Raw genomic sequence first — 22,287 nt, 5'->3', positions numbered from 1 at the left:
ATGACTTATGCGTTATATAGCTGGCATTGATATAGGTAACTCGTCAACCGAGGTGGCACTGGCCACCATGGATGAGACTGGCGCACTGAACATTGTGAGCAGTTCGCTTGCGGAAACGACGGGTATAAAAGGCACGCTGCGCAATGTATTCGGCATTCAGGAAGCGCTGAACAAAGTTGTCGCCAATGTGGGTATCTCTGTCAGCGATATTTCGCTTATTCGTATTAACGAAGCGACACCGGTGATCGGTGATGTAGCGATGGAAACCATCACGGAAACCATCATTACCGAATCAACAATGATAGGCCATAACCCGAAAACACCCGGCGGTATCGGGTTGGGGGTAGGTATCACTATCACACCGGAAGAGCTTCTGACGCGTCCAGCGGATCAACCTTATATTCTGGTTGTTTCCGCTGCATTCGATTTTTCCGATGTTGCGCGCATGGTTAACGCCTCAACGCAAGTCGGCTATCACATCAACGGCATCATTTTGCAGCGCGACGATGGCGTACTGGTCAATAACCGCCTCGAGCGCCCTGTCCCCATCGTTGACGAAGTGCTGTATATCGAGCGCATTCCGATGGGGATGCTCGCCGCTGTTGAAGTGGCGATGCCGGGCAAGGTTATCGAAAGTCTCTCTAACCCTTACGGCATCGCTACTGTCTTCTCCCTGAGCGCCGATGAGACACGCAACATCGTGCCCGTGGCCAGGGCGCTGATTGGCAACCGTTCCGCCGTCGTCGTGAAAACACCGTCCGGTGATGTCAAAGCCCGCTCAATCCCCGCAGGGAATATTGAGTTAGTCGCCAAAGGCAGAACGCTCAAGGTCGACGTTGCCGCCGGGGCCGATGCCATCATGAAAGCGGTGAATGAATGTCCAACACTGGATAACGTCACCGGCGAGGCAGGCACCAATATCGGCGGCATGCTGGAACATGTCCGCCAGACCATGGCTGAGCTCACCAACAAACCCAGCAGCGATGTATTTATTCAGGATCTCCTCGCTATCGATACCGCTGTACCGGTCAACGTGACCGGGGGGCTGGCGGGTGAGTTCTCGCTCGAACAAGCCGTTGGCATCGCCTCGATGGTCAAGTCGGACCGCCTACAGATGGCCATGATTGCCCGCGAAATTGAGCAAAAGCTACACGTTGATGTGCAGGTGGGCGGTGCAGAAGCAGAAGCCGCTATCTTTGGTGCGCTCACCACGCCGGGCACATCGAGGCCGCTGGCCATTCTTGACCTTGGCGCCGGTTCTACCGACGCCTCCATTATTACGCCGCAGGGGCAAATTACCGCCACCCATCTGGCAGGAGCCGGAGACATGGTGACGATGATCATCGCTCGCGAACTGGGGCTCGAGGATCGCTACCTTGCGGAGGAAATCAAAAAGTACCCGCTGGCGAAAGTCGAAAGCCTTTTTCACCTGCGCCATGAAGACGGCAGCGTGCAGTTTTTCCCGACACCTCTTCCACCTGCGGTGTTTGCCCGCGTGTGTGTTGTGAAACCCGATGAGTTGGTACCGCTACCGGGGGACATGGTGCTGGAAAAAGTACGCATTATTCGCCGCAGCGCCAAAGAACGCGTGTTTGTCACCAATGCCCTGCGCGCGCTGCGCCAGGTAAGCCCTACCGGAAACATCCGCGATATTCCATTCGTGGTGCTGGTTGGCGGCTCCTCACTCGACTTCGAGATACCGCAACTCGTCACCGATGCCCTTGCCCACTACCGACTGGTGGCCGGGCGGGGAAATATCCGGGGCGTTGAAGGTCCACGCAACGCGGTGGCAACGGGGCTAATCCTCTCCTGGCAGAAGGAGTATGCCAATGGACGTTAAGCAGGACAGTCCGGTCATCGTTATCACCGCGCTCGCAGAGTGCCAGCCGCAGTGGCAGGAAGTGCTGTGGGGAATTGAAGAGGAAGGTATTCCCTGGCGCTGGCAACAGGCCTCCGGGCTTGATGTCGTCGCCCATGCCTGGCAGGCGGCCAACCAGTCAGCACTGCTGGTTGGCATCGCCTGCGATAACCAGCAACTGGTTATCCATTACCGAAATTTACCCGCATCAGCGCCGCTTTTTACGCTGATGCTTCATGAAGACCTCCAGTCCAGGCGCAACGCAGGTAATAACGCCGCCAGACTGGTGAAGGGGATACCGTTCCGGTAACCACTTTTATCCATAAACAGGAGAAACGCAGTATGAACAACGCATTGGGACTGGTTGAAACAAAAGGTCTGGTGGGTGCAATCGAAGCCGCCGATGCCATGGTGAAATCCGCCAACGTGCAACTGGTAGGTTACGAAAAAATTGGTTCGGGTCTGGTCACCGTCATGGTGCGCGGTGACGTGGGTGCAGTGAAAGCCGCCGTTGACGCAGGCGCTGCGGCAGCCAGCGCGGTGGGTGAAGTGAAATCTTGTCACGTAATCCCGCGCCCGCACAGCGACGTCGAAGCCATTTTACCGAAATCAGCCTGACTGGCAGATAAAGGAGCACAGCGTGAAGCAATCACTCGGATTACTTGAAGTTAGCGGTCTGGCGCTGGCTATCAGTTGCGCGGATGTTATGGCGAAAGCCGCTTCCATCACGCTGCTGGGTATGGAAAAAACCAATGGCTCTGGCTGGACGGTAATCAAAGTCGCTGGTGATGTGGCCTCTGTTCAGTCAGCCATCATCACTGGCGCCAACTTTGCGCAAACGCGTAACGGGCTGGTGGCACAAAAGGTCATTGCGCGGCCTGCTGAGGGGATTCTGGCCTCTGCGCCAACGCGTGCAGCCATCCCTGAAACGCCGCCTGTGTCGATAACAACAACGGAAAAACCGGTTCAGAGCATTGAGCACGTGCAGCCATTGCGTGAAGAAATATCCGCCGCTTCCGAATCGGCGGCGATTCAACTGGTGACCTGCAATCTTTGCCTTGACCCGGCGTGTCCACGCCAGAAAGGGGAACCACGCTCGCTGTGTATTCATAGCGGTCAGCGAGGGGAATAAACATGGATAAACAGTTAGTCGAAAATGTGGTCACTCAGGTTCTGGATGAGATGCGTGCGCGTCCCATCCCTCTGGGTATATCGAACCGACATATCCATCTTTCACCTGAGGATTTCGAGCGGTTATTTCCCGGTCAGACGGTGACGATTAAAAAAGCGTTGCTGCAACCCGGTTATTTTGCAGCGGAGCAAACCGTCACGCTGGTAGGACCAAAAGGGCAACTGAAAAATGTGCGCCTGCTTGGCCCGCTACGCGGCGCCAGCCAGGTCGAGATTTCACGTACGGATGCCCGTACGTTGGGTATCGCCGCCCCGCTGCGCATGTCCGGCAATCTGGCGGGTACACCAGGGATCAGGCTGGTGAGTCCGTATGCGGAAATCGACTTACCCAACGGCGTCATCGTCGCACAACGGCACATTCATATGTCGCCGCTGGACGCCCTGGTTCTGCGCGTTTCCCATGGCGACAACGTCTGCGTTGCAATTGAAGGCACCGGGCGCCGGGTGATTTTTGATGATGTCGCCATCCGCGTGGCGCCGGGTTTGCTTCTCGAAATGCATATCGATACCGATGAAGCGAATGCCTGTGGCGCAGACGAACCTGGCGCTCGCGCTCGCCTGGTACCACGCGCATGAACAGCGAACAGTTAGCGCACATCGTCGGGCTGATCGTTGCCCGCCTGCAGGCCAGGCAGGGCAACACCCTCACGCTCAGTCAGGAAGAGCTGCGTCATGCTTCTGTGATGAAGTTTTTTCTGAACCATGACGCGCTCTGCGTGCAACAAACCGATCTGTGTTTTCTGGGGGCGCTGGCAGACGGCGACCAGGACAACACCGCCGTTGCACACCTGTTTGAAGCCCTGGCGTTGGGCATGTCCGTGAGCATTACGTTAAACAGCAGGCTGCTGCCCTGCTTGCCCCTGAAAACACTGGCAAAACTGCCTGTGACGTTCATGGATGAGCAAGGCGTCACGGTGGTTATCCATCAGGCAAAAGTATTGAGCTACCGCGATGTCGCTGGCCTCAACGCGTGCTGGTTTGCTGTCTCACGTAAAACGGTTATCACGGCACTGGCCCGTGACGCAGTGATTTCGCAACACATACGACTCGTGAAGCAGGAGTAAAGCATGCATCTCGCAAGGGTAATTGGCTCGGTGGTCTCGACACAAAAATCCGCTTCTCTGGTGGGAAAAAAACTGCTGCTGGTCCGGCGGGTTACGGCAGACGGCGAACTTCCCGCCAACCCATTACAGGGTGATGAAGTAGCCGTTGATTCCGTTGGTGCAGGTGTCGGCGAACTGGTTCTGCTCAGTAGTGGCTCCAGTGCGAGGCATGTTTTTTCCGGCCCGAACGAAGCCATTGATTTGGCGGTGGTGGGCATTGTCGACACCCTGTCGCGCTAAGGAGGAATAATGGCCATTTATACCCGCACTGGCGACGCTGGTACGACGGCTCTGTTTAGCGGCCAGCGCGTCAGCAAAACCCATCCGCGCGTCGAAGCATACGGCACGCTGGATGAACTCAACTCTCAGTTGAGTCTCTGTGCCTGCGCCGTGCAAGCCCTCGCCAGCAAGCCATTCCTGGAAGCGGTGCAACTGCAGATTTTCTGGTTTAGCGCAGAACTGGCAAGTGAAAGCGAAACACCCTCGCCAAAACAGCGCTATGTCAGTACCGAAGATATTGCTGCGCTGGAACAAGCAATAGACAACGCGATGTCCCAGGTCGACAACGTCCACAGCTTTGTGCTGCCAGGCCGCTGCGAAGCAGCAGCCCGTTTGCATGTTGCCCGGACACTGGCCCGCAAAGCCGAGCGTCGCCTGGTGGAGTTAAGTGAACAGGTAAACGTCCGTCAGGTGCTGATGCGCTATATCAACCGCCTTTCCGACTGCTTGTACGCGCTGGCCCGCCTTGAAGACCATCTGGCGCACCAGGAAAAAGTCATTCACGAAGTCGCGGCGCGTTATCGCGCTGCGGCACAAGCCATACCGGCGAAAGGCACCTCTATGTCACTTTCATTTCATGACCTTCATCAACTGGCCAAAGCCGCGATGACACGCGCTGGCGAGCTTAACGTGCCGGTGGTGATAAGCGTCGTGGACGCCCATGGCATCGGCATGCTGACCTGGCGCATGCCAGACGCGCTGCTAGTCAGTAGCGACCTGGCACCGAAAAAAGCCTGGACGGCGGTCGCGATGAAATCGGCCACACACGAACTTTCAGACGCAGTGCAACCAGGACGCGCGCTGTATGGGTTAGAGGCGCACATGGAAGGCAAAGTTGTCACTTTTGGAGGCGGTTTCCCCATCTGGCGTGACGGCAACATTATTGGTGGTCTTGGCATCAGCGGCGGTTCCGTTGAACAAGACATGGACATTGCTCAGACCGCACTTGCGGCGATTAACATGGGAAAAAAATAATGAATACGACCGAACTTGAAACCCTTATTCGCACCATCCTGAGCGAACAACTCACACCGACACAAGAGAAAAAAGAGAGCTGCACCAAAGTGGTATTCGCCACGCCAGCAGAAGCTATCGACGCAGCACACCAGGCCTTCCTGCGCTATCAACAGTGTCCCTTAAAAACCCGCAGCGCCATTATTGGCGGTATTCGTGATGAGCTGGCTCCCTATCTGGCCGAACTGGCCGAAGAGAGCGCCACAGAAACCGGTATGGGCAACAAAGAAGACAAGTTTCTCAAAAACAAAGCCGCATTGGAAAACACCCCGGGTATAGAAGATCTCACCACCTCCGCGCTGACCGGCGACGGCGGCATGGTGTTATTCGAATATTCCCCGTTTGGCGTTATTGGCTCCGTTGCGCCAAGCACGAACCCGACCGAAACCATTATTAACAACAGCATCAGCATGCTGGCGGCTGGCAATACCATCTATTTCAGCCCGCATCCGGGTGCGAAAAAGGTTTCGCTCAAGCTGATCCGCATGATTGAAGATATCGCGTTTCGCCATACGGGTATTCGCAACCTGGTAGTAACCGTTGCCGAACCTACATTCGAAGCCACTCAGCAGATGATGGCGCATCCCAAAATCGCCCTGCTGGCGATTACCGGTGGCCCAGGCATTGTGCTGATGGGCCTAAAAAGTGGCAAGAAAGTGATCGGCGCAGGTGCCGGAAACCCACCCTGTATCGTCGACGAAACTGCCGATCTGGTGAAAGCAGCGGAAGACATCATCAACGGCGCATCCTTCGATTACAACCTGCCCTGCATTGCAGAAAAGAGTCTGATTGTTGTCGACTGTGTTGCCGACCGCCTGATGCAACAGATGCAGGCATTTGGCGCGCTGCGCATTACCGGTGCGGATATCGATAAACTGCGTGCCGTCTGTATCCAGGATGGGGTGGCCAATAAAAAACTGGTCGGTAAAAGCCCTTCACACATTCTGCAAGCGGCCGGTCTGAGTGTGCCGCCTAAAGCGCCTCGCCTGTTGATCGCCGAAGTACAAGGCAACGATCCGTTGGTTACCGCAGAGCAATTAATGCCCGTACTGCCTGTCGTTCGGGTTAACGACTTTGATGCCGCCCTCGCCCTTGCCCTCGTTGTTGAGGAGGGTTTGCACCACACGGCGGTGATGCATTCACAAAATGTCTCCCGCCTGAACCTGGCCGCGCGCAGCCTGCAGACCTCTATTTTTGTGAAAAACGGACCGTCTTATGCGGGGATTGGCGTCGGCGGTGAGGGCTTTACCACGTTCACTATCGCAACACCCACCGGCGAAGGCACGACATCAGCAAAAACCTTTGCACGTTCGCGTCGTTGCGTACTGACCAACGGTTTCTCCATTCGCTAATTGAGGCCGATATGAAGAGATTTTCGCTGCAAACGCGACTCTACAGCGGAGCGGGAAGCCTTGAGGTGCTTAAACGCTTTCGTAACAAGCACATATGGGTTGTCTGCGACGGTTTTCTTGCCAGCTCGCCGCTTATAGAACTGCTGCGCAAGGCAATCCCGGCAGATAACCGCATCAGCGTCTTTAGCGACATTACACCTGATCCAACCATCGCCACGGTTGTGGAAGGTATTACACAGATGCATTCACTCCAGCCGCAGGTGGTTATTGGTTTTGGTGGCGGCTCCGCGCTGGATGCGGCGAAAGCGATCGTCTGGTTCAGCAAACAACAGGGCGTCAATATCGAAACCTGTGTCGCGATTCCGACCACCAGCGGCACCGGCTCAGAGGTGACCAGCGCCTGCGTGATAAGCGATCCCGAAAAAGGCATCAAATATCCGCTGTTCGATAATGCGCTCTATCCCGATATCGCAATCCTGGACCCGACGCTTGTCGTCAGCGTCCCGCCCGCTATTACGGCGAATACCGGCATGGATGTACTGACCCACGCCCTTGAAGCCTATGTGTCGCCTCGGGCCAGCGATTTTACCGATGCGCTGGCAGAAAAAGCAGCACAGTTAGTGTTTCAGTATCTGCCAACGGCGGTACGTAAAGGCGACTGCCTGGCGACGCGAGGCAAAATGCACAACGCCGCGACCCTCGCTGGGATGGCGTTCAGCCAGGCGGGGTTAGGTATTAATCACGCCATTGCCCATCAGTTGGGCGGGCAATTTCACCTGCCGCATGGGTTAGCTAATGCGCTGCTGCTGGGGGCGGTCATTCGCTTTAATGCCAGTGATAAACGTGCGGCGAAGCGTTATGCCCGGCTGGCTAAAGCCTGCCATTTTTGCCCGACAGGCGCGAATGAGTTGGTCGCCATTCATTCACTGATTCGCCAGATAGAGCAGCTTCGTCAGCAGTGTGAGATGCCGACGCTCTCGGTCGCGCTAAAAGCAGACAAAGATAAATTCCGTGAGCGGATCCCCGCCATGGTTCAGGCTGCACTGGCGGATGTCACGCTGAAAACCACGCCTCGCCCTGCCGATGGCAATGACATTCGACATCTTCTGGAGGAATTGCTGTGAGTGAAGCGGCCCTTCTCCCGTCCCCATGGGGCGAATTGACTCCGGCAACGGCAGAGACCATTCGCCAGCGCGTACGCGAAGCAGGCGTCGTCGGCGCTGGCGGCGCCGGGTTTCCAACCCATGTAAAACTACAGGCACAGGTCGAGATTTTTCTGGTTAATGCCGCCGAATGCGAACCGATGTTGAAAGTCGATCAGCAGTTGATGGCGCAACAGGCGGCACGACTGGTGCGTGGCGTACTTTATGGCATGACGGCAACGGGCGCGACAGAGGGCATTATTGCGCTCAAAGAAAAATATCGCGCCGCCATCGCCGCACTTACTCCACTGCTACCTGCGCAGATTCGTCTGCATATTCTGCCTGACGTCTACCCCGCCGGAGACGAAGTTATCACTATCTGGATGGCGACAGGGCGTCGTGTACCGCCTGCCGCGCTGCCGGTCAGCGTGGGGGTTGTCGTCAATAACGTGCAGACCGTTCTCAATATTGCACGCGCGGTGGAACAGCAATATCCCGTGACCCGCAGAACCCTGACGGTAAACGGCGCGGTACGTCATCCACTGACCGTAACGGTCCCGCTGGGTATGTCGTTACGGGAAGTGCTGGAAATGACGGGTGGCGCCACGGTAGAGGACCCCGGTTTTATTAACGGTGGCCCGATGATGGGCGGCCTGCTGCCATCATTGGATGTGCCGGTGACAAAAACCACGGGTGGCCTGCTGGTACTGCCGAAATCACACTCGCTGATTCAGCGCCGTCTGCAGGATGACCGCACCGTGCTGACCATTGCCCGTACCGTCTGCGAGCAGTGTCGGTTATGTACCGATCTCTGCCCCCGGCATTTAATTGGCCACGAACTCTCGCCTCACCTTCTGGTGCGGGCCGTCAATTATCAGGACGTCGCTACGCCGCAAACGCTGCTCAGTGCCCTGACCTGTTCTGAATGCAACGTCTGTGAAAGCGTCGCCTGCCCGGTAGGCATCTCACCGATGCGGGTTAACCGTCTCCTTAAAGTTGAGTTACGCGCCAACGGCGCACGCTATGAGGGGCCGCTTCGCGAGGCTGATGAGATGGCGCGCTATCGCCTGATCCCTGTCAAGCGCCTGGTGGCCAGGCTTGGCCTGCGCGACTGGTATCAGGATGCGCCGCTGGAAGAGCACGTCATTACCCCTTCACAGGTCGTATTGCCGTTGCGCCAGCATATTGGTGCGCCAGCGATTCCTTGCGTAAAAGAAGGCGACGTCGTCATCCGGGGGCAGCGCATTGCCAATATCCCCGAAGGTGCGCTGGGCGTTCCCCTTCATGCCAGTATCGATGGCGTTATTGCGTCGGTCACAGATAAAGCCATTACGGTTGTACGAGGATAACCATGTCACAGGCTATTGGAATACTTGAATTAACCAGCATCGCCAAAGGCATGGAACTGGGTGATGCCATGCTCAAAAGCGCCAATGTGACGCTTCTGGTCAGTAAGACGCTTTGCCCCGGTAAATTTTTGGTCATGGTGGGAGGCGATGTCGGCGCAGTCCAGCAGGCTATTGCCACGGGCGACAGCCAGGCCGGAGAGATGCTGGTCGACAGTCTGGTCCTTCCCAATATTCATGCCAGCGTCCTGCCTGCCATTAGCGGTCTCAATGCCGTCGAGCAACGTCAGGCAGTGGGTATCGTTGAAACCTGGAGTGTAGCCGCCTGCGTGAGCGCGGCCGACCGTGCAGTGAAGGCGTCGAATGTCACCCTGGTACGCGTTCATATGGCGTTCGGTATTGGTGGCAAATGCTACATGGTCGTGACCGGTGATATTTCGGATGTGGAAAATGCCGTCGCCGTTGCCAGCGAAAGTGCTGGCGAAAAAGGTCTGCTGGTGTACCGCTCAGTGATCCCGCGTCCCCATGAAGCCATGTGGCGACAGATTGTGGAGGGGTAATGGAGACACAACGCAGTACTGAACGCATGATTCAGGAGTATGTGCCCGGTAAACAGGTCACCCTGGCCCATTTGATCGCCAATCCAGGCAAAGATCTCTACAAAAAGCTGGGCTTAAGCGAGACGGCCTCTGCCATTGGCATTCTGACGATTACGCCCAGCGAGGCCTCAATCATCGCCTGCGATATCGCGACCAAATCCGGGGCAGTTGAGATCGGTTTTATCGATCGTTTCACGGGTGCCGTGGTCCTCACGGGGGATGTTTCCTCGGTGGAGTATGCACTACGTCAGGTGACGCGTTCACTCGGCGAAATGCTGCATTTTACGACCTGCCAGGTCACAAGGACCTGACGCGATGAAACGAATGATGTTAATTGGCCCAAGCCAGTGCGGTAAGACATCGCTAACACAACGCTTGCGCGGTGAGGCAATACGCTATCAAAAAACGCAGGCCATTGTCTGGTCACCTGAGACCATCGATACGCCGGGGGAGTACCTCGAAAACCGATGTCTCTACAGCGCCTTACTCACCAGTGCCTGCGAAGCAGATGTGGTAGCGCTGGTACTGAATGCCGATGCCGAATGGTGCCCATTTTCACCCGGATTTACCTTGCCGATGAACCGCCAGACGATTGGCATCATCACCAAAGCCGACCTTGTCGCAGAACACAAGATCACGCAAATCGGCGAGTGGTTACGGCAGTCAGGTGCAGAGCACCTTTTTATCACCAGCGCGCAAACAGGTCAGGGTGTCGCTGAGGTCATCGCTTTTCTTCAACCCCAGGAGCACGCATGTCCCGAACAATAATGGCAATCAATGCCGGTAGTTCTTCGCTTAAATTTCAGCTTCTTATTATGCCTGCTGGTACGCTTCTCTGTCAGGGTCTGATCGAACGTATCGGGCTGTCCGATGCCATTTTCACCCTCAAGCAGGGGGAACAAAAATGGCAGGAGACACGTGCCATTGCCGACCATAAAGAGGCGGCGGAATTACTGCTGGAAAAATTGCTTTCACATAACATTATCTCCTCCTTATCGGCAATAGACGGCGTGGGGCATCGTGTCGCACATGGTGGAGAAACTTTTAAAGACTCGGCGTTGATTACCCATGACGCACTGGCAGAAATCGAACGCCTTGCGGAACTGGCACCATTACACAACCCGGTCAACGCAGCGGGCATTCGCATTTTTCGCCAGGCGCTGCCGCATGCCCCGGCGGTTGCCGTGTTTGATACTTCATTTCACCAGACGCTGGAACAAAGCGCTTTCATCTACCCTCTGCCCTGGCGCTATTACGCGGAACTTGGGATTCGCCGTTACGGGTTCCATGGCACCAGCCATAAATTTGTCAGCCAGCAGTTAGCCGAAAAACTGGGCGTTCCATTAAGCGCATTGCGGGTTATCTCCTGCCATTTAGGCAATGGCAGCAGCCTGTGCGCCATTAAAGGTGGGCGATCCGTCAACACCTCTATGGGGTTTACACCGCAGTCGGGAGTAATGATGGGTACCCGCAGCGGGGATATCGACCCCTCTATTTTGCCCTGGGTTGCGTTAAAAGAAGACAAGTCGCCGCAACAGCTTAACGCTCTGCTAAATAACGAATCGGGGCTGCTCGGGGTCTCTGGCGTATCGAACGATTTTCGCGATGTCGAACAAGCATCGAATGCTGGCAACGCGCGCGCAACACTGGCGCTCACTCTATTTGCCGAACGTATTCGCGCCACTATCGGCAGCTATGTAATGCAATTGGGTGGCCTGGATGTTCTGTTATTTACTGGCGGCATTGGTGAAAACTCCGCACGAGCCAGAGCGGCCATCTGTCGCAACCTGCATTTCCTGGGGCTGGACATTGATGCCGGGAAAAACGACCGCAATGCCACGTTTATCCAGACTGACCATTCTGTGGTGAAAGTCGCCGTGATCAATACCAATGAAGAACTAATGATTGCCCGTGACGTAATGCGCATCGGGCTGCCGGAATATGCGGAGGCAGAAGTATGACAGGTAAAGTCTGGCTGGTGGGCGCTGGCCCGGGCGACCCGGGTCTGATGACCGTAAAAGGATTAAACTGCCTGCGTGAAGCCGAGGCCGTTGTTTTCGACAGGCTGGTTAATCCGCTCCTGTTACAGGAAGCCCCGGCGGGTTGTGAGTTGCACGATGTGGGCAAAGAGGCGAATCGCCACCCTATCCCACAGCCACAAATCAACCAAATCCTGATTGATTGCGCCAGCAGAGGCCTTAGAGTTGTGCGCTTAAAAGGCGGTGATCCCTTTGTTTTTGGTCGCGGGAGCGAAGAGATGCAAGCGCTACGAGAGTGTGGTATCGAGTGCGAGGTGGTACCAGGTATCACCTCCGCGATTGGCGGGCTTGCAGCAGCGGGTATCCCGGTCACGCACCGCGATTTTGCCTCCAGTTTTCATGTTGTGACCGGCCATTTACAGGACGGTAAAGAACCCCAGGACTGGGGTAAACTTGCGGTCCTGCCGGGGACGCTGGTGATCCTGATGGGGATGTCGCAGATACAGACCATCTGTGCCGCTTTGATGTGTGCAGGTAAACCAGCCGATACACCTGCAGCCGTGGTGATGCGTGCCAGCACACCGGAACAGAAAGTTCTCTGCGCACCGCTGTCTGCGCTGGCACAAGAGAGCGAAGCCGCCGGGTTTCACGCCCCCGCGCTGATCGTGATTGGCGGCGTGGTGTCGTTACGCGAAATTCTGGCCTTCAGCGGATCGGCATGACACTATCCTGACGTTACGCACCACAATGAGAGGTTGAACTTGGCGCTGGCACAGTGTCCCGCATCCTGCGGCGAAATCATTCAGGGATGGATCCTGGGCAGTGAAAAGCTGGTTTCCTGCCCGATCGACTGGTATAGCGAGGTTGAAGTCACAGCCGGTGCGCCAGTGCCTGCTGAACGCCCCCTGGTACGAGCGATGGTAAAACAGGTGCTGGCACACTGGCAGCTACCTGCTGCATTAAGTGATGAAATCCGCATTGCCTGTCGCTCAACCATTCCCGTTGCCAAAGGGATGGCGAGCAGTACCGCAGATATCGCAGCCACAGCGGTTGCCACATCACGTCATCTTGGGTTTACGCTTGATGACATCACCCTTTCTCAGCTTTGCGTCGCGCTGGAACCCACCGACAGCACCGTTTTTCGCTCGTTGACGTTATTTGATCACAACACCGCACAAACACGGATCTCCTGTGAGCGTGTTCCCACCCTCGATGTCTTATTACTGGAAAGCCCGTTAACGCTTCGCACAGAAGATTATCATCGCCTGCCCCGACAGGCCGCGCTGATGACCAACGCCGATGCTCTCGACAGCGCCTGGCGTAAAGTGCAGCGCGCCTGCGTGACAAACGATCCGGCACTACTGGGCGAGGCGGCATCGCAAAGTGCCATGGCAAGCCAGACACTGCTGCCTAAGCCGGGTTTTAATTCACTGATGGGGATAGTGGAACAGTGCGATTTGTATGGGCTGAACGTCGCCCATAGCGGTAGCGTTGTGGGCTTATTTCTGGACAGACAACGTCATGATTTGGCGAAAGTACGCGCGTTACTGAGTAAATCTGCATTGCAACAGCACTGGCCGCAACAACATCTGTTGCGCATGGTGGAAGGCGGAGTAAGAGAACGGTGAGAGAGGCCCTCTCACCGTCAGAGTGATTACTCTTCTTTTGGCTCAACGGGTTTCTGCTCACCCATTGTTTTCAGTTTCTTGGAGATCTCACGGCGTTCTTTGGAAATCTCGGCGTTTTTGATGATGTAATCATCAACGCGGTCTTCGTAATCGCTTTTCATGCTGGCGATAATGCCCTGGATAGCTTCAACGCTCATACCCGGCTTGATATAGTCGCTCAGGTTGTCCAGCAGCAGTACACGTTTCTGGTTATCACGGATCTTTTTCTCAACATCCTGGATTTCGCGCTGCAGTTTATTCTTACGACGGAACAGACGAACAAACTCCAGAACGTCCTGGAATGAAGGCTTACTTGTTTCCATTTTGATACCCCTGCTAATGTGAGATTCGGATTCGTTAAAGCAACCGCCTAAGACCTTACTTTTAGCTGTTGCTGATGACAATGATTTTATCCTTTTCTCTATCATAACCCCAAATTGGGCTGAATCGAAACAGCCTGACTGTTTTTCCGAATTGTGTGAAGCTTATTTGCGCAGCGCCCGACACATTAAATGTGACATCAACTCCAGTTGCCGTGCCAGTTCCATGCTCAGCCACACATAGCCGTGAATCGAATTCTCTGCCAACGCATCGCCCTGATGATCGCGGAGCAGGTCGCGCAATTCCGTCACAATGTCAGTCAGTTTTTCCGTATTGGCCAGAATCGGTTGCGGATTTCCTTCATAGAGCGCATGAACGATAGTCAACAGCGTCTGCTGCGTCATTTGCTGCGTTTCACGCAACGTACTGGCGTTGAGCATAACGAAGTGGCTGGCGCGGGATGCCCAGTGCGCGTTCATTTGCAGTTCCAGCACACACACCATATTGCGGCTTACGGTTTGAATCGCTTCAAAAATGGGTTTCTGGATATGCGTCTCTTTACTGGCGGGTGTAATCAGGCCGCGCATTTTCACCACATCATTGAGTATTTTTTGCAGATGCCTTTCCAGCCTCGGGCGCTCAACGAGGTTACGCGAAAAACCGGCCTGATAAACCCGGTTAAAGGCGGTAACGTAGTTCGCCATTTGGATACGCCAGTGCAGGAAGGCTCGCTGCGGCCAGATACCGGTGAACAGCATTGCCAGTAACGAGCCAAAAATGACGTCGCCACTTCGCCACAACGCCGTATTCATATCCCCGGCCGGCGCGCCAACCACCACCGACAGCGTGATACCGATAAGCAATGCCTGATAGGGCTTTTTACCCAGCGCCAGCCAGCCACAGAGGAACATGGCTCCCGCACACCACATCACCATCAGCGGAAGGGAGATCAGCTCAAGCTTAAGTGCGACAAGCCCCAACACAGAGCCACAGATTGTGCCACCAATGCGCTCAAATGCTCTGGGAACCACATTTCCCCAGAATGAAATCGGCCCCATGATCACCACCAGGGTGATGAGTGGCCAGGTGCCCTCGGGTACATTGAGCAGACGAACCAACAAAAAGGTCAGGATAAAAGCAAGCGCAATACGTACGCCGTGAACCACGCGATAATGTCGGTAAAGACGGATCTCAAAAGGACTGAGTGATTTGTCGGGACGCACACCCGCTCTCCAGTCAAAAAACAACGAAGGCGCAATTGTAGCGATCTTTCTGCGGCAAAGGTCACTGTTTAGAACAAAAAAAGGGTTCACTGCTTAAAATCCGCGTGTACAGATTGAACAGTGAACCCTTTAAACGTTTACGATCAGAGCACTTTTGGTTCTACGGGAATGTACATATCGATTTCCCAGTAGCCATCCTCCTGCGCTGAATTCAGATAGACTTCAAAACAGGGGCGTAAAGCAATCTGATACTGCTCGTCTGCCATCAATTCATCAAAAAAAGCATCCCACGCCTGTTCGAACTCTTCGTTATAGACGCGAGCACGTGCCACTGCGTTCAGGCCTGCCGGAATCTCAGTACGCATCACCCCTTCACTGTTTTCAGGAATGACGAAATCAGCCGGAACCGAAACAACCACATCAGCACGCAACTTTTCCGCGGGAACGTCATCGGGATTGTCATAGTAAACCGTGATCCATTCCTGAGTCTGAATCTGTTTACCGTTAACCCACATCGCTAACTGCTCGAACCCTTTCTTGACGGTGACATCCCAGGGGCCAACCAGATGAAACCCGGCGATAGTGCGCTTATCAACCTGTCTTACGGTGTATGCCATGTTACCCTCCCTTCACTGTTTATTTGTACAGTGTAGTGAAATCATCGAAACCGGGCACTCACAACAGATCAATTATGTGAGCAGACTCGCGTCACAGCCAGTCCGCATCATCAGGCTTTGTGGTGCAGATAGTCGCTCAACCGCGAGAACAAGCCACCCTTACCGACATCATCCAGCGTCACCAGCGGCAAGTGCGCCACCACTTTGTCACGATCGTAAAGCTGGATTTCGCCCACGCGCTGATGAGCGGCAAGCGGGGCTTCGAGCTCTTTAGCGTCTATGACATAGCGTGCTTTGATATTCGGGAGTTCCGCTTTCGGCAGCGCCAGCCAAAGATCCTGGTCGGTACCGACCGTCATCTGTTCCTTATCGCCATACCAGATACGCTCGCTGCCAACTTTTTTACCTTTCTGCAGAATCTGCACGGTATCAAAATTTTGCTGGCCCCAGTGCAGCAACTTCCGCGCCTGGTCTTCACGGCCTTTCGGGCTTTCCGCCCCCATCACAACCGCAATCAGGCGACGCTGCCCATCAACGCTTGATGCTATCAGGTTAAAACCGGCACCCGAGGTATGCCCGGTTTTCAGGCCATCAACATTCAATGATGAATCCCACAGCAGCCCATTACGGTTCTGCTGGGTGATACCGTTCCAGGTCAGGCTTTTCTCACTGTACATATGATAAAAATCCGGCTCACCGCTGATAATGGCGCGGGAAAGCACCGCCAGATCATATGCCGAACTGTGCTGGCCGGGCGCGTCCAGGCCATGTACCGTTTCAAAATGGGTATCACGCAAATTTAGCTTTTGCACATAGTCGTTCATCATGCTGACGAACTGCGGCTGGCTTCCCGCTACATAATCGGCCAGCGCGACGCAGGCATCGTTGCCGGAATCGACAATCAGCCCGCGGCTCAGGTCGCGCACCGTTACGCGATCCCCGGCTTTCAGGAACATTAATGAAGAGCCGTCAAAGACCGGATTCCCTCGCGCCCAGGCATCCTTACCTACCGTCACCACATCGCTGGCGCTGATACGGTGGCTGTCGATGGCGCGATCCACAACATAGCCAGTCATCAGCTTGGTCAGGCTGGCCGGATTACGCTGCTGATGTTCATTGCCTGCAGTGAGGATCTGCCCGGTGGTGTAATCCATTAAGACCCATGAGCCCGCCTGAATTTCCGGCGGCTGGGGAGAAATCGGCATATCATCTGCCAACGCGCAATGGATTGTCGCGGACAAAAGGGAGAAGGCAAAAAACAAACGGCATTTCAAAGAAATATCCTCATTTACGTGAAATTAGCCGTTCTTTTTACGCAACTTAATATGTCGATACTGGGACAAATTGCAAACAAATGTGACGAGAGTCATTTTTTGCGTCCTGGATCTTGCTCCCGAATAGCGCTCTGCAACGCGTTTTCCTTCGGAAGATGCGACGCAATGGTTTACCATAGGCAGGTTATTGATCAACAGGATGAGCTCAGGTGTCTGATTCAACGGCAACGCCCACATTTCTTTTCCATGACTACGCACAGTGATATCTATCACTTTGTTTTTAAATAATTAATACAATTTAAATATTGAAATTGTACTAATTATTGTACTCAAAAAATCAAACGCCACTCGACAATACTTCAAACGTCGGATAGAAAACCCGCCGAAGCGGGCTTCCTTTTTTCCGTTTAAATCGGAATGATGAAATCACAGTCGGGGTCGGGACAAATCCAGCACAGCAATCCGTAACGCATCCCCTGATACATCTGCGATCCACAAATAGGGCAAAATTTTACTATCTGCGCCTGAGCATTGCCTTCCTCGACTACCGGGCTTTCTTGAGTCGTAGTCGTGGTGGTTTTATCTGCCATTATGAGATCCTTATTTTAAACGGGATATTGCGCAATCACTGCCGCGCGATCTGATGCGTACTGCGTTTTTCGTGCTGCAATCTGAGAAACAACAGCGCTTTTTTTGGCGCTCTCGGTTGTACCATCGGCAACCGCAGCAGCCAGCCACGCGCGATTTAGCGATTCAATATCGGCCTGATACTGAATGGTCAGGTTTTGCAGGGCTATTTTCAGAAGCTCTGAGTTTGGCGGTTGCGGAATATCGACCCAGGATGGCTCGCCATCAACCGCGCCGAGTTGCTTGCCATCTGGTGGAGTTTGCTTCCAGAAAGTCTGAGCCACTTCGTCTGTAATCAGTACCGCATCTGCGGGCCAGGTCTCAGTTGTGTAAGTGCCGTCGTCTTTCCATCTGGCAGGAATGAATGACAGTAATGACGGCGAAAAATAAACACTTTCCATATTAATACCCCAGTACAAAGTAACGGATTGCAGCTCCTGGCGCGGCTGCGCCAGTTGAAGAGACTGACGCAAATAACTGAATTGTGGTCTGAGTAATAGACGCAACCTGCGTTGTAATCGCGTTCCGGCTGCCGCTGTAATATGCACAAACGGCGCAAATTCCGTTCCCGTTCGGGAATGTTGTCGGTAATGTGGTTGTGATTAGACCATCTGACCCGGTACCGGCAGTTGTCCCCCACTGGAAAATCAGGCCGCCAGGCACGTCGGGAATGCGGATGAAGTCATTCAGACCGAATGATCGTTTAGGCAGAAACGCAGTAAGTGCAGCCGTAACAAAAGCCGTCGTTGCCAGCAATGTTGAGTTATCACCAGCAGTGGCGGTTGGTGCTGTCGGAGATCCGGTTAATGCGGGGCTGGCCAGCGGTGCTTTCAGGTTTAGCGCAGCATTAACGTTGGTTGCAAATGAGGAATCGTTATTAATCGCCGTCGCAATTTTGTTAAGGGTATTCAGGCCCGTAGGAGCGCCACCGATAAGAGCAGAGATCAGCGCCTGCGCGAACGCAGTCGTCGCGATCTGGGTATTATTGGTGGCAGCCGACGCAGTCGGCGCGGTTGGCGTTCCTGTCAGAGCCGGGTTTGCCAGTGGCGCTTTCAGAGCAAGAGCAGCATTGACGTTAGCGGCATAAATCGGGTCGTTATTAATTGCTGACGCGATTTTATTCAGCGTGTTTAGCGCGGTTGGGGCGCCGTCCAGCAATGCAGTAATCAACGACTGAGCAAACTGCGTGGTTGCGATTTGCGTATTGTTCGTTCCAGCCGCTGCTGTCGGGGCAAACGGTGTCCCCGTAAACGACGGGGAGTTAATTGGTGCTCCCTGCAGGTAAAAAAGCGCGTTTGCAATGGATGTCTGACTAATAAGGTTACGTCCGACCGACGTCAGGGAGGTCAACGAAAACGTATCCAGGCCTGTAAAATATGGCAGTGTGTCAGCAGCACCGACCAGCGCCGCCAGAGAGGTCAGCCCGGCATCAAGCGCCTGAAAATCATGGCCGAACGCCGCTGCCATTTTGGTAATGAACGCAGCTATATCGCCGTTATCAAGTACATCCTGACCGGTTTTATTGGTCATGTATTGCGCCAGCGCTGCCGCAACAAACGTTGCCTGCCGGATAGCCTTGTTAACCTGCGCAGAGCTGGCCTTTCCGGACTGAAACCCTGTCAGTAACGCCGTCAGTGCTTCATAATCCGCCTGGGGTGTTACGTTCGCCCCGGCGCCTGTAGCAAATGGTTTAAAGTTATTTGTTGCCATTACAGTAAAGTCCCCCATGCGCCGGTATCGAAACCCGCTATGTATTCGTTATCCATGTCAAAACCAAAAAAGCGGTTTCCATCGGATGGTGTTTCAATCGTGGGTATCTGAATTGATCCTCCCCATACCCCCGCCGCCTTAATCGTCAGGTATCCCTGCTTGATGGCAGCAATGAGTTCCAGAGAGACGCTGGCGATATCCACTTCCGGGAAAACCCAGATAGAGATAGTCATGTCCTGGTTATCAACGATCTGCATTGTCAGACCGGAACCTGCCAGAGCGGCATCAAGGATGGGCGGTAACGTATCGTTCGTTCCGTCCCAGTTGTTGATTGCGATTTTTGCTTTGAGGATGATTCGATAAGTTTCATCACTCAGTGCGGTATACCCTGAATCCGGGTCATATGGCCCTTGCCAGACGCCCTGGTCGTAGCCGAGCCCGTCCGTATCCCAGGAAAAGAAAATGCCTGAGATAGGGACAGCCACATACCGGCTACGCCCTATCCATTCCCCCAGAATGTCAAGTTGCACTCCCACCGCAGTATCAATATCAAATGCCGTCACCAGGCGGTTTAACGTAGTGCTGGTATCCAGAAGCGGACGTGTTGACAAATCGACGTGCTGGAAGAAAAGGGGCTTTGTGGCGTGATAATTGGTAATCAGGTCGGTGTATTTGCTCATGACGTCACCGTGAGAGCGATATTTGCAGTTAAGCAACTGGCCGCTTCCGCATAACCGATATCAATATTGGCAGCCGCCACGCTGCCCGCTGTTTTCCCGATCTGCAGGCTGGTTATATCGTAATAGCGGGAATTTCCTCCGCTCACGACACCGAGGTTAGCTGGCGAGTAAACACGGCTCAGAAGCACATCATCACCAATTTTCAGTGAGTTGATGTAGTCAGCAATGGCCGCTTTGATCTGGTCACCAATCAGCGACGTATAGCCTGCAAATACGCGGATAGTGATGGCGACATAAATCGGCACGTTAACCGGACGGGAAAAAGATGTCGGGTGTGGATTTCCCCAGGCATCCGGGACAACGATAGTGGTTGTGCCGTAGGTTGCGACGCCCTGGCCCTTTTTGCCACGAACGGTCTGAGCAATCGTGGTTGCGTCACCACCGTCGACAATGGCCGAAATGGAGTGAGCGGGCAGCCCGTTAATATCCACCGAGCCAGTATCGTTTTCATACAGCTTGTGACGGGTTACGCCGGAAATATTCGCCAGCGCGCCATCAACTGCATCGAACGGGGTAAGGGATGGCAATGCCACGCTTTGCCCCTGGCGTACACGCAATTCGGCATCGGTTTCTGCCGCGGCGCCCACGGTAGCCGCTAATGGGTTTGTCACCGTCAGCCAGCCGCGCGTCGGCGTGTTAATACCCGTTATGCTGCCTGCGACCGCTGCTACTGCGCCGCTGGTCGCGCAAATGGCCGTGACTGTTACCGTACTGTCAACGTCAACAGAAACCGATGCCGGGAGATTCCAGATAATGCCGTTAGTATCCTTCGCCGAACCGTTGGTAATGGTGGTTCCCGGGGTGCAGGTAAGAAGCAGGTCAACTGTAGAACGCGTCTCCCCCTTACGCGCAATGCCGTTAATTTTGACATTGCGTGATAGCGCGTCGCTGAGCGCTGTAGACGGAGAAAAGCTGTTGTACACGCCAATAGCCGTCGTGTTGGCGTCGTGAATGGCCAGCGCCACCAGCGCCACCATCTGACCGTCTTTGCTGTCGGGATCCAGATAAGCATCGGTACCGTAAATCTGCTGGAAATACCCGGTGATAGTGGAAAGGATTGTCTGATAATCAGGCGCACTAATCCCCTGGGCGGTTATCGTTGCCGATAAACCCAGCGTATCGAGATTGAGGGACATTTATGCCTCGCTGGTTACTGTCGTTGTTCCGTAGATTGTTTCTACCGTCGCGGTGAACGACACACGCCGGGTTGAGGTGTTCACCGTGGTATCGAATGCGGTAATTGAGCTGACGCCTGCCGTTTCCAGAATGCGCTGGCGAATGGCGAGGTTGTAAATCTCGGGTTTCTGTTTGCCCAGTACGGACTGTATCCACGGTGTGCCTGTGGTCGTATCGAGGAACCACTGCCCGTACCGCAGTTCGAACCGGGTTTTGATGGCCTGCGCCACCGCTTCCGGTGAATTAATCAGCCAGGTGTCATCCCCCTGACCAAAGGTGTACTCACCGTTATCATCTTCTCGCCGGTATCGCATTAGTTAGGCCCATCCGTACTAGATCCACCTCTCTGCACACCGCCATGCGTGTGCGTCATCAGGCTCTTACCACCCGCGGTAACGTCGTTTATCACAGTCACTGGGCCGCGCATTGTCGCGCTGCCGCCACTGGCACCCATGCCCTGCGACAGATTGCCGTTAATCGTGACGTTGCCGTTCAGTACAATGGTCGGAGAGGTAATCTCGGTACCACCGTCGGCGTTGGCCGTCAGTTTACCAGGCGTTTTAACGGTAATGGCATGCCCGGCGGCCACTTCTACAAACGCAGCCCCGTCATCAGTGCGCAGTTGTGCAGCGCTGGTACTGATACCGATTATTTTGTGTGCCTGCGATTGTGGGCCGACAATGGCGAATGCGTCAGACAGGTCATGCATACGCAGGTCTACCGGCTTCTGTATGCCGCCGTTCTGCCACCAGAAATCAATGCAGCGGTCACCAAAAATTAGCAGGCATTCATCACCCGCTTTGACCGGGAACGTCAGCGTGCAGCCACCACCACGCGGAAAAATTACAGGCACGTCCACCAGCAGCGGCAGTTCAATCCAGCCATCATCTTCTGTACCGCCGTCATAACCTTTTATTGCGGGGCGAACAGAGGCGGTCACAGAGTCAGGATCAAACGATTCGATAACTCCGGGCATGGCGACTTTCAGCGTGGAAAAAACTTTTTGGACTAGCTCGGCGTTGTACTGCTCCTTACTGCCGATTTGGGAGTTTAGTGAAGCGGGCATGTT

Annotated in this window: 28 protein-coding genes; 17 read left to right on the top strand and 11 right to left on the bottom strand. The window is 54.5% G+C overall.

The genetic code is table 11. The annotated features are described in order from the left end of the window. The first annotated feature begins 7 nt into the window (after positions 1-7). Genes ACS0RQ_RS09590 through ACS0RQ_RS09510 form a run of 17 tightly spaced genes read left to right on the top strand, consistent with a single transcriptional unit; the run spans position 8 to position 13,491 of the window. Positions 8-1,840 (top strand): diol dehydratase reactivase subunit alpha, encoded by a 1,833-nt coding sequence (locus tag ACS0RQ_RS09590; protein WP_271850632.1) that lies wholly within the window; start codon positions 8-10, stop codon positions 1,838-1,840. Continuing rightward, positions 1,830-2,168, top strand: a complete 339-nt coding sequence (locus ACS0RQ_RS09585) for a glycerol dehydratase reactivase beta/small subunit family protein (protein WP_271850633.1) — start codon at positions 1,830-1,832, stop codon at positions 2,166-2,168. The genes ACS0RQ_RS09590 and ACS0RQ_RS09585 overlap by 11 nt, the downstream gene beginning before the upstream one ends. A 32-nt stretch (positions 2,169-2,200) precedes the next feature. After that, on the top strand, positions 2,201-2,476 hold the full coding sequence (pduJ, locus tag ACS0RQ_RS09580) for a propanediol utilization microcompartment protein PduJ (protein ID WP_041851911.1): 276 nt from the start codon (positions 2,201-2,203) through the stop codon (positions 2,474-2,476). A 22-nt stretch (positions 2,477-2,498) separates the two neighbouring features. Beyond that, the gene (locus ACS0RQ_RS09575; protein ID WP_271850634.1) at positions 2,499-2,990 is read left to right on the top strand and encodes a BMC domain-containing protein; all 492 of its coding nucleotides are present in this window, start codon (positions 2,499-2,501) and stop codon (positions 2,988-2,990) included. Between the two features lie 2 nt (positions 2,991-2,992). Then, positions 2,993-3,625, top strand: coding sequence for a phosphate propanoyltransferase (locus ACS0RQ_RS09570; protein ID WP_041851913.1), 633 nt, complete (start codon positions 2,993-2,995; stop codon positions 3,623-3,625). Continuing rightward, complete coding sequence (gene pduM / locus ACS0RQ_RS09565) at positions 3,622-4,113, top strand: microcompartment protein PduM (RefSeq protein WP_271850635.1); 492 nt, start codon at positions 3,622-3,624, stop codon at positions 4,111-4,113. The genes ACS0RQ_RS09570 and pduM overlap by 4 nt, the downstream gene beginning before the upstream one ends. 3 nt (positions 4,114-4,116) lie before the next feature. Then, entirely contained in the window at positions 4,117-4,392 is a 276-nt protein-coding gene (locus tag ACS0RQ_RS09560; RefSeq protein WP_271850636.1) for a EutN/CcmL family microcompartment protein, read from the top strand. Positions 4,393-4,401: 9 nt separating this feature from the next. Beyond that, positions 4,402-5,406 carry a two-domain cob(I)yrinic acid a,c-diamide adenosyltransferase PduO gene (gene pduO, locus ACS0RQ_RS09555; RefSeq protein ID WP_125124220.1) on the top strand — a complete coding sequence of 335 codons (1,005 nt, stop codon included), beginning with the start codon at positions 4,402-4,404 and terminating at the stop codon, positions 5,404-5,406. Next, on the top strand, positions 5,406-6,797 hold the full coding sequence (gene pduP / locus ACS0RQ_RS09550; protein ID WP_271850637.1) for a CoA-acylating propionaldehyde dehydrogenase PduP: 1,392 nt from the start codon (positions 5,406-5,408) through the stop codon (positions 6,795-6,797). Before pduO ends, pduP begins: the two co-directional genes overlap by 1 nt. A gap of 11 nt (positions 6,798-6,808) precedes the next feature. Beyond that, on the top strand, positions 6,809-7,921 hold the full coding sequence (locus ACS0RQ_RS09545) for a 1-propanol dehydrogenase PduQ (protein WP_108700995.1): 1,113 nt from the start codon (positions 6,809-6,811) through the stop codon (positions 7,919-7,921). Between the two features lie 35 nt (positions 7,922-7,956). Further along, a complete protein-coding gene (locus ACS0RQ_RS09540; protein ID WP_271850668.1) occupies positions 7,957-9,288 on the top strand; it encodes a 4Fe-4S dicluster domain-containing protein in 1,332 nt (443 codons plus the stop codon). 2 nt (positions 9,289-9,290) lie between these two features. Then, a complete protein-coding gene (gene pduT, locus ACS0RQ_RS09535) occupies positions 9,291-9,845 on the top strand; it encodes a propanediol utilization microcompartment protein PduT (protein ID WP_041851919.1) in 555 nt (184 codons plus the stop codon). Then, the gene (gene pduU / locus ACS0RQ_RS09530; protein ID WP_041851920.1) at positions 9,845-10,195 is read left to right on the top strand and encodes a propanediol utilization microcompartment protein PduU; all 351 of its coding nucleotides are present in this window, start codon (positions 9,845-9,847) and stop codon (positions 10,193-10,195) included. Before pduT ends, pduU begins: the two co-directional genes overlap by 1 nt. 4 nt (positions 10,196-10,199) lie before the next feature. Further along, entirely contained in the window at positions 10,200-10,652 is a 453-nt protein-coding gene (locus ACS0RQ_RS09525) for a EutP/PduV family microcompartment system protein (RefSeq protein WP_271850638.1), read from the top strand. Beyond that, positions 10,637-11,845 (top strand): acetate/propionate family kinase, encoded by a 1,209-nt coding sequence (locus ACS0RQ_RS09520; RefSeq protein WP_271850639.1) that lies wholly within the window; start codon positions 10,637-10,639, stop codon positions 11,843-11,845. Before ACS0RQ_RS09525 ends, ACS0RQ_RS09520 begins: the two co-directional genes overlap by 16 nt. Continuing rightward, a complete protein-coding gene (cobA, locus tag ACS0RQ_RS09515; protein WP_271850640.1) occupies positions 11,842-12,585 on the top strand; it encodes a uroporphyrinogen-III C-methyltransferase in 744 nt (247 codons plus the stop codon). Before ACS0RQ_RS09520 ends, cobA begins: the two co-directional genes overlap by 4 nt. Before the next feature lie 39 nt (positions 12,586-12,624). Further along, on the top strand, positions 12,625-13,491 hold the full coding sequence (locus tag ACS0RQ_RS09510) for an L-threonine kinase (RefSeq protein ID WP_271850641.1): 867 nt from the start codon (positions 12,625-12,627) through the stop codon (positions 13,489-13,491). A gap of 26 nt (positions 13,492-13,517) precedes the next feature. Here ACS0RQ_RS09510 and ACS0RQ_RS09505 read toward each other — a convergent pair whose 3' ends face one another. The 11 genes from ACS0RQ_RS09505 to ACS0RQ_RS09455 form a co-directional block, all read right to left on the bottom strand. Then, positions 13,518-13,853, bottom strand: a complete 336-nt coding sequence (locus tag ACS0RQ_RS09505) for a DUF496 family protein (RefSeq protein ID WP_041851925.1) — start codon at positions 13,851-13,853, stop codon at positions 13,518-13,520. A 162-nt stretch (positions 13,854-14,015) separates the two neighbouring features. Beyond that, positions 14,016-15,074, bottom strand: a complete 1,059-nt coding sequence (locus tag ACS0RQ_RS09500) for an FUSC family protein (RefSeq protein WP_271850642.1) — start codon at positions 15,072-15,074, stop codon at positions 14,016-14,018. Between the two features lie 143 nt (positions 15,075-15,217). After that, positions 15,218-15,691 carry a DNA gyrase inhibitor SbmC gene (gene sbmC / locus ACS0RQ_RS09495; protein ID WP_271850643.1) on the bottom strand — a complete coding sequence of 158 codons (474 nt, stop codon included), beginning with the start codon at positions 15,689-15,691 and terminating at the stop codon, positions 15,218-15,220. A gap of 110 nt (positions 15,692-15,801) precedes the next feature. Further along, positions 15,802-16,965, bottom strand: coding sequence for a serine-type D-Ala-D-Ala carboxypeptidase DacD (gene dacD / locus ACS0RQ_RS09490; protein ID WP_041851928.1), 1,164 nt, complete (start codon positions 16,963-16,965; stop codon positions 15,802-15,804). A gap of 407 nt (positions 16,966-17,372) precedes the next feature. Next, complete coding sequence (locus ACS0RQ_RS09485) at positions 17,373-17,555, bottom strand: hypothetical protein (protein ID WP_317078596.1); 183 nt, start codon at positions 17,553-17,555, stop codon at positions 17,373-17,375. A gap of 15 nt (positions 17,556-17,570) precedes the next feature. Then, complete coding sequence (locus ACS0RQ_RS09480) at positions 17,571-17,993, bottom strand: tail assembly chaperone (protein WP_334633550.1); 423 nt, start codon at positions 17,991-17,993, stop codon at positions 17,571-17,573. 1 nt (position 17,994) lies between these two features. After that, a complete protein-coding gene (locus ACS0RQ_RS09475) occupies positions 17,995-19,302 on the bottom strand; it encodes a gp53-like domain-containing protein (RefSeq protein WP_499079305.1) in 1,308 nt (435 codons plus the stop codon). Further along, positions 19,302-19,982 (bottom strand): baseplate wedge 1 family protein, encoded by a 681-nt coding sequence (locus ACS0RQ_RS09470; protein WP_334634794.1) that lies wholly within the window; start codon positions 19,980-19,982, stop codon positions 19,302-19,304. The genes ACS0RQ_RS09475 and ACS0RQ_RS09470 overlap by 1 nt, the downstream gene beginning before the upstream one ends. Continuing rightward, the gene (locus ACS0RQ_RS09465) at positions 19,979-21,178 is read right to left on the bottom strand and encodes a baseplate J/gp47 family protein (RefSeq protein WP_334634792.1); all 1,200 of its coding nucleotides are present in this window, start codon (positions 21,176-21,178) and stop codon (positions 19,979-19,981) included. Before ACS0RQ_RS09465 ends, ACS0RQ_RS09470 begins: the two co-directional genes overlap by 4 nt. Next, entirely contained in the window at positions 21,179-21,532 is a 354-nt protein-coding gene (locus ACS0RQ_RS09460) for a contractile injection system sheath initiator (RefSeq protein WP_334634790.1), read from the bottom strand. Further along, positions 21,532-22,284: a Gp138 family membrane-puncturing spike protein gene (locus tag ACS0RQ_RS09455; RefSeq protein WP_334634788.1), complete on the bottom strand. Its 753-nt coding sequence runs from the start codon at positions 22,282-22,284 to the stop codon at positions 21,532-21,534. The genes ACS0RQ_RS09460 and ACS0RQ_RS09455 overlap by 1 nt, the downstream gene beginning before the upstream one ends. Positions 22,285-22,287 lie beyond the last annotated feature (3 nt).

Origin of the sequence: Phytobacter diazotrophicus, assembly GCF_052061655.1 — a bacterium.
Lineage (GTDB): Bacteria > Pseudomonadota > Gammaproteobacteria > Enterobacterales > Enterobacteriaceae > Phytobacter > Phytobacter diazotrophicus.
This window is presented reverse-complemented; position numbering and strand designations above follow the sequence as displayed.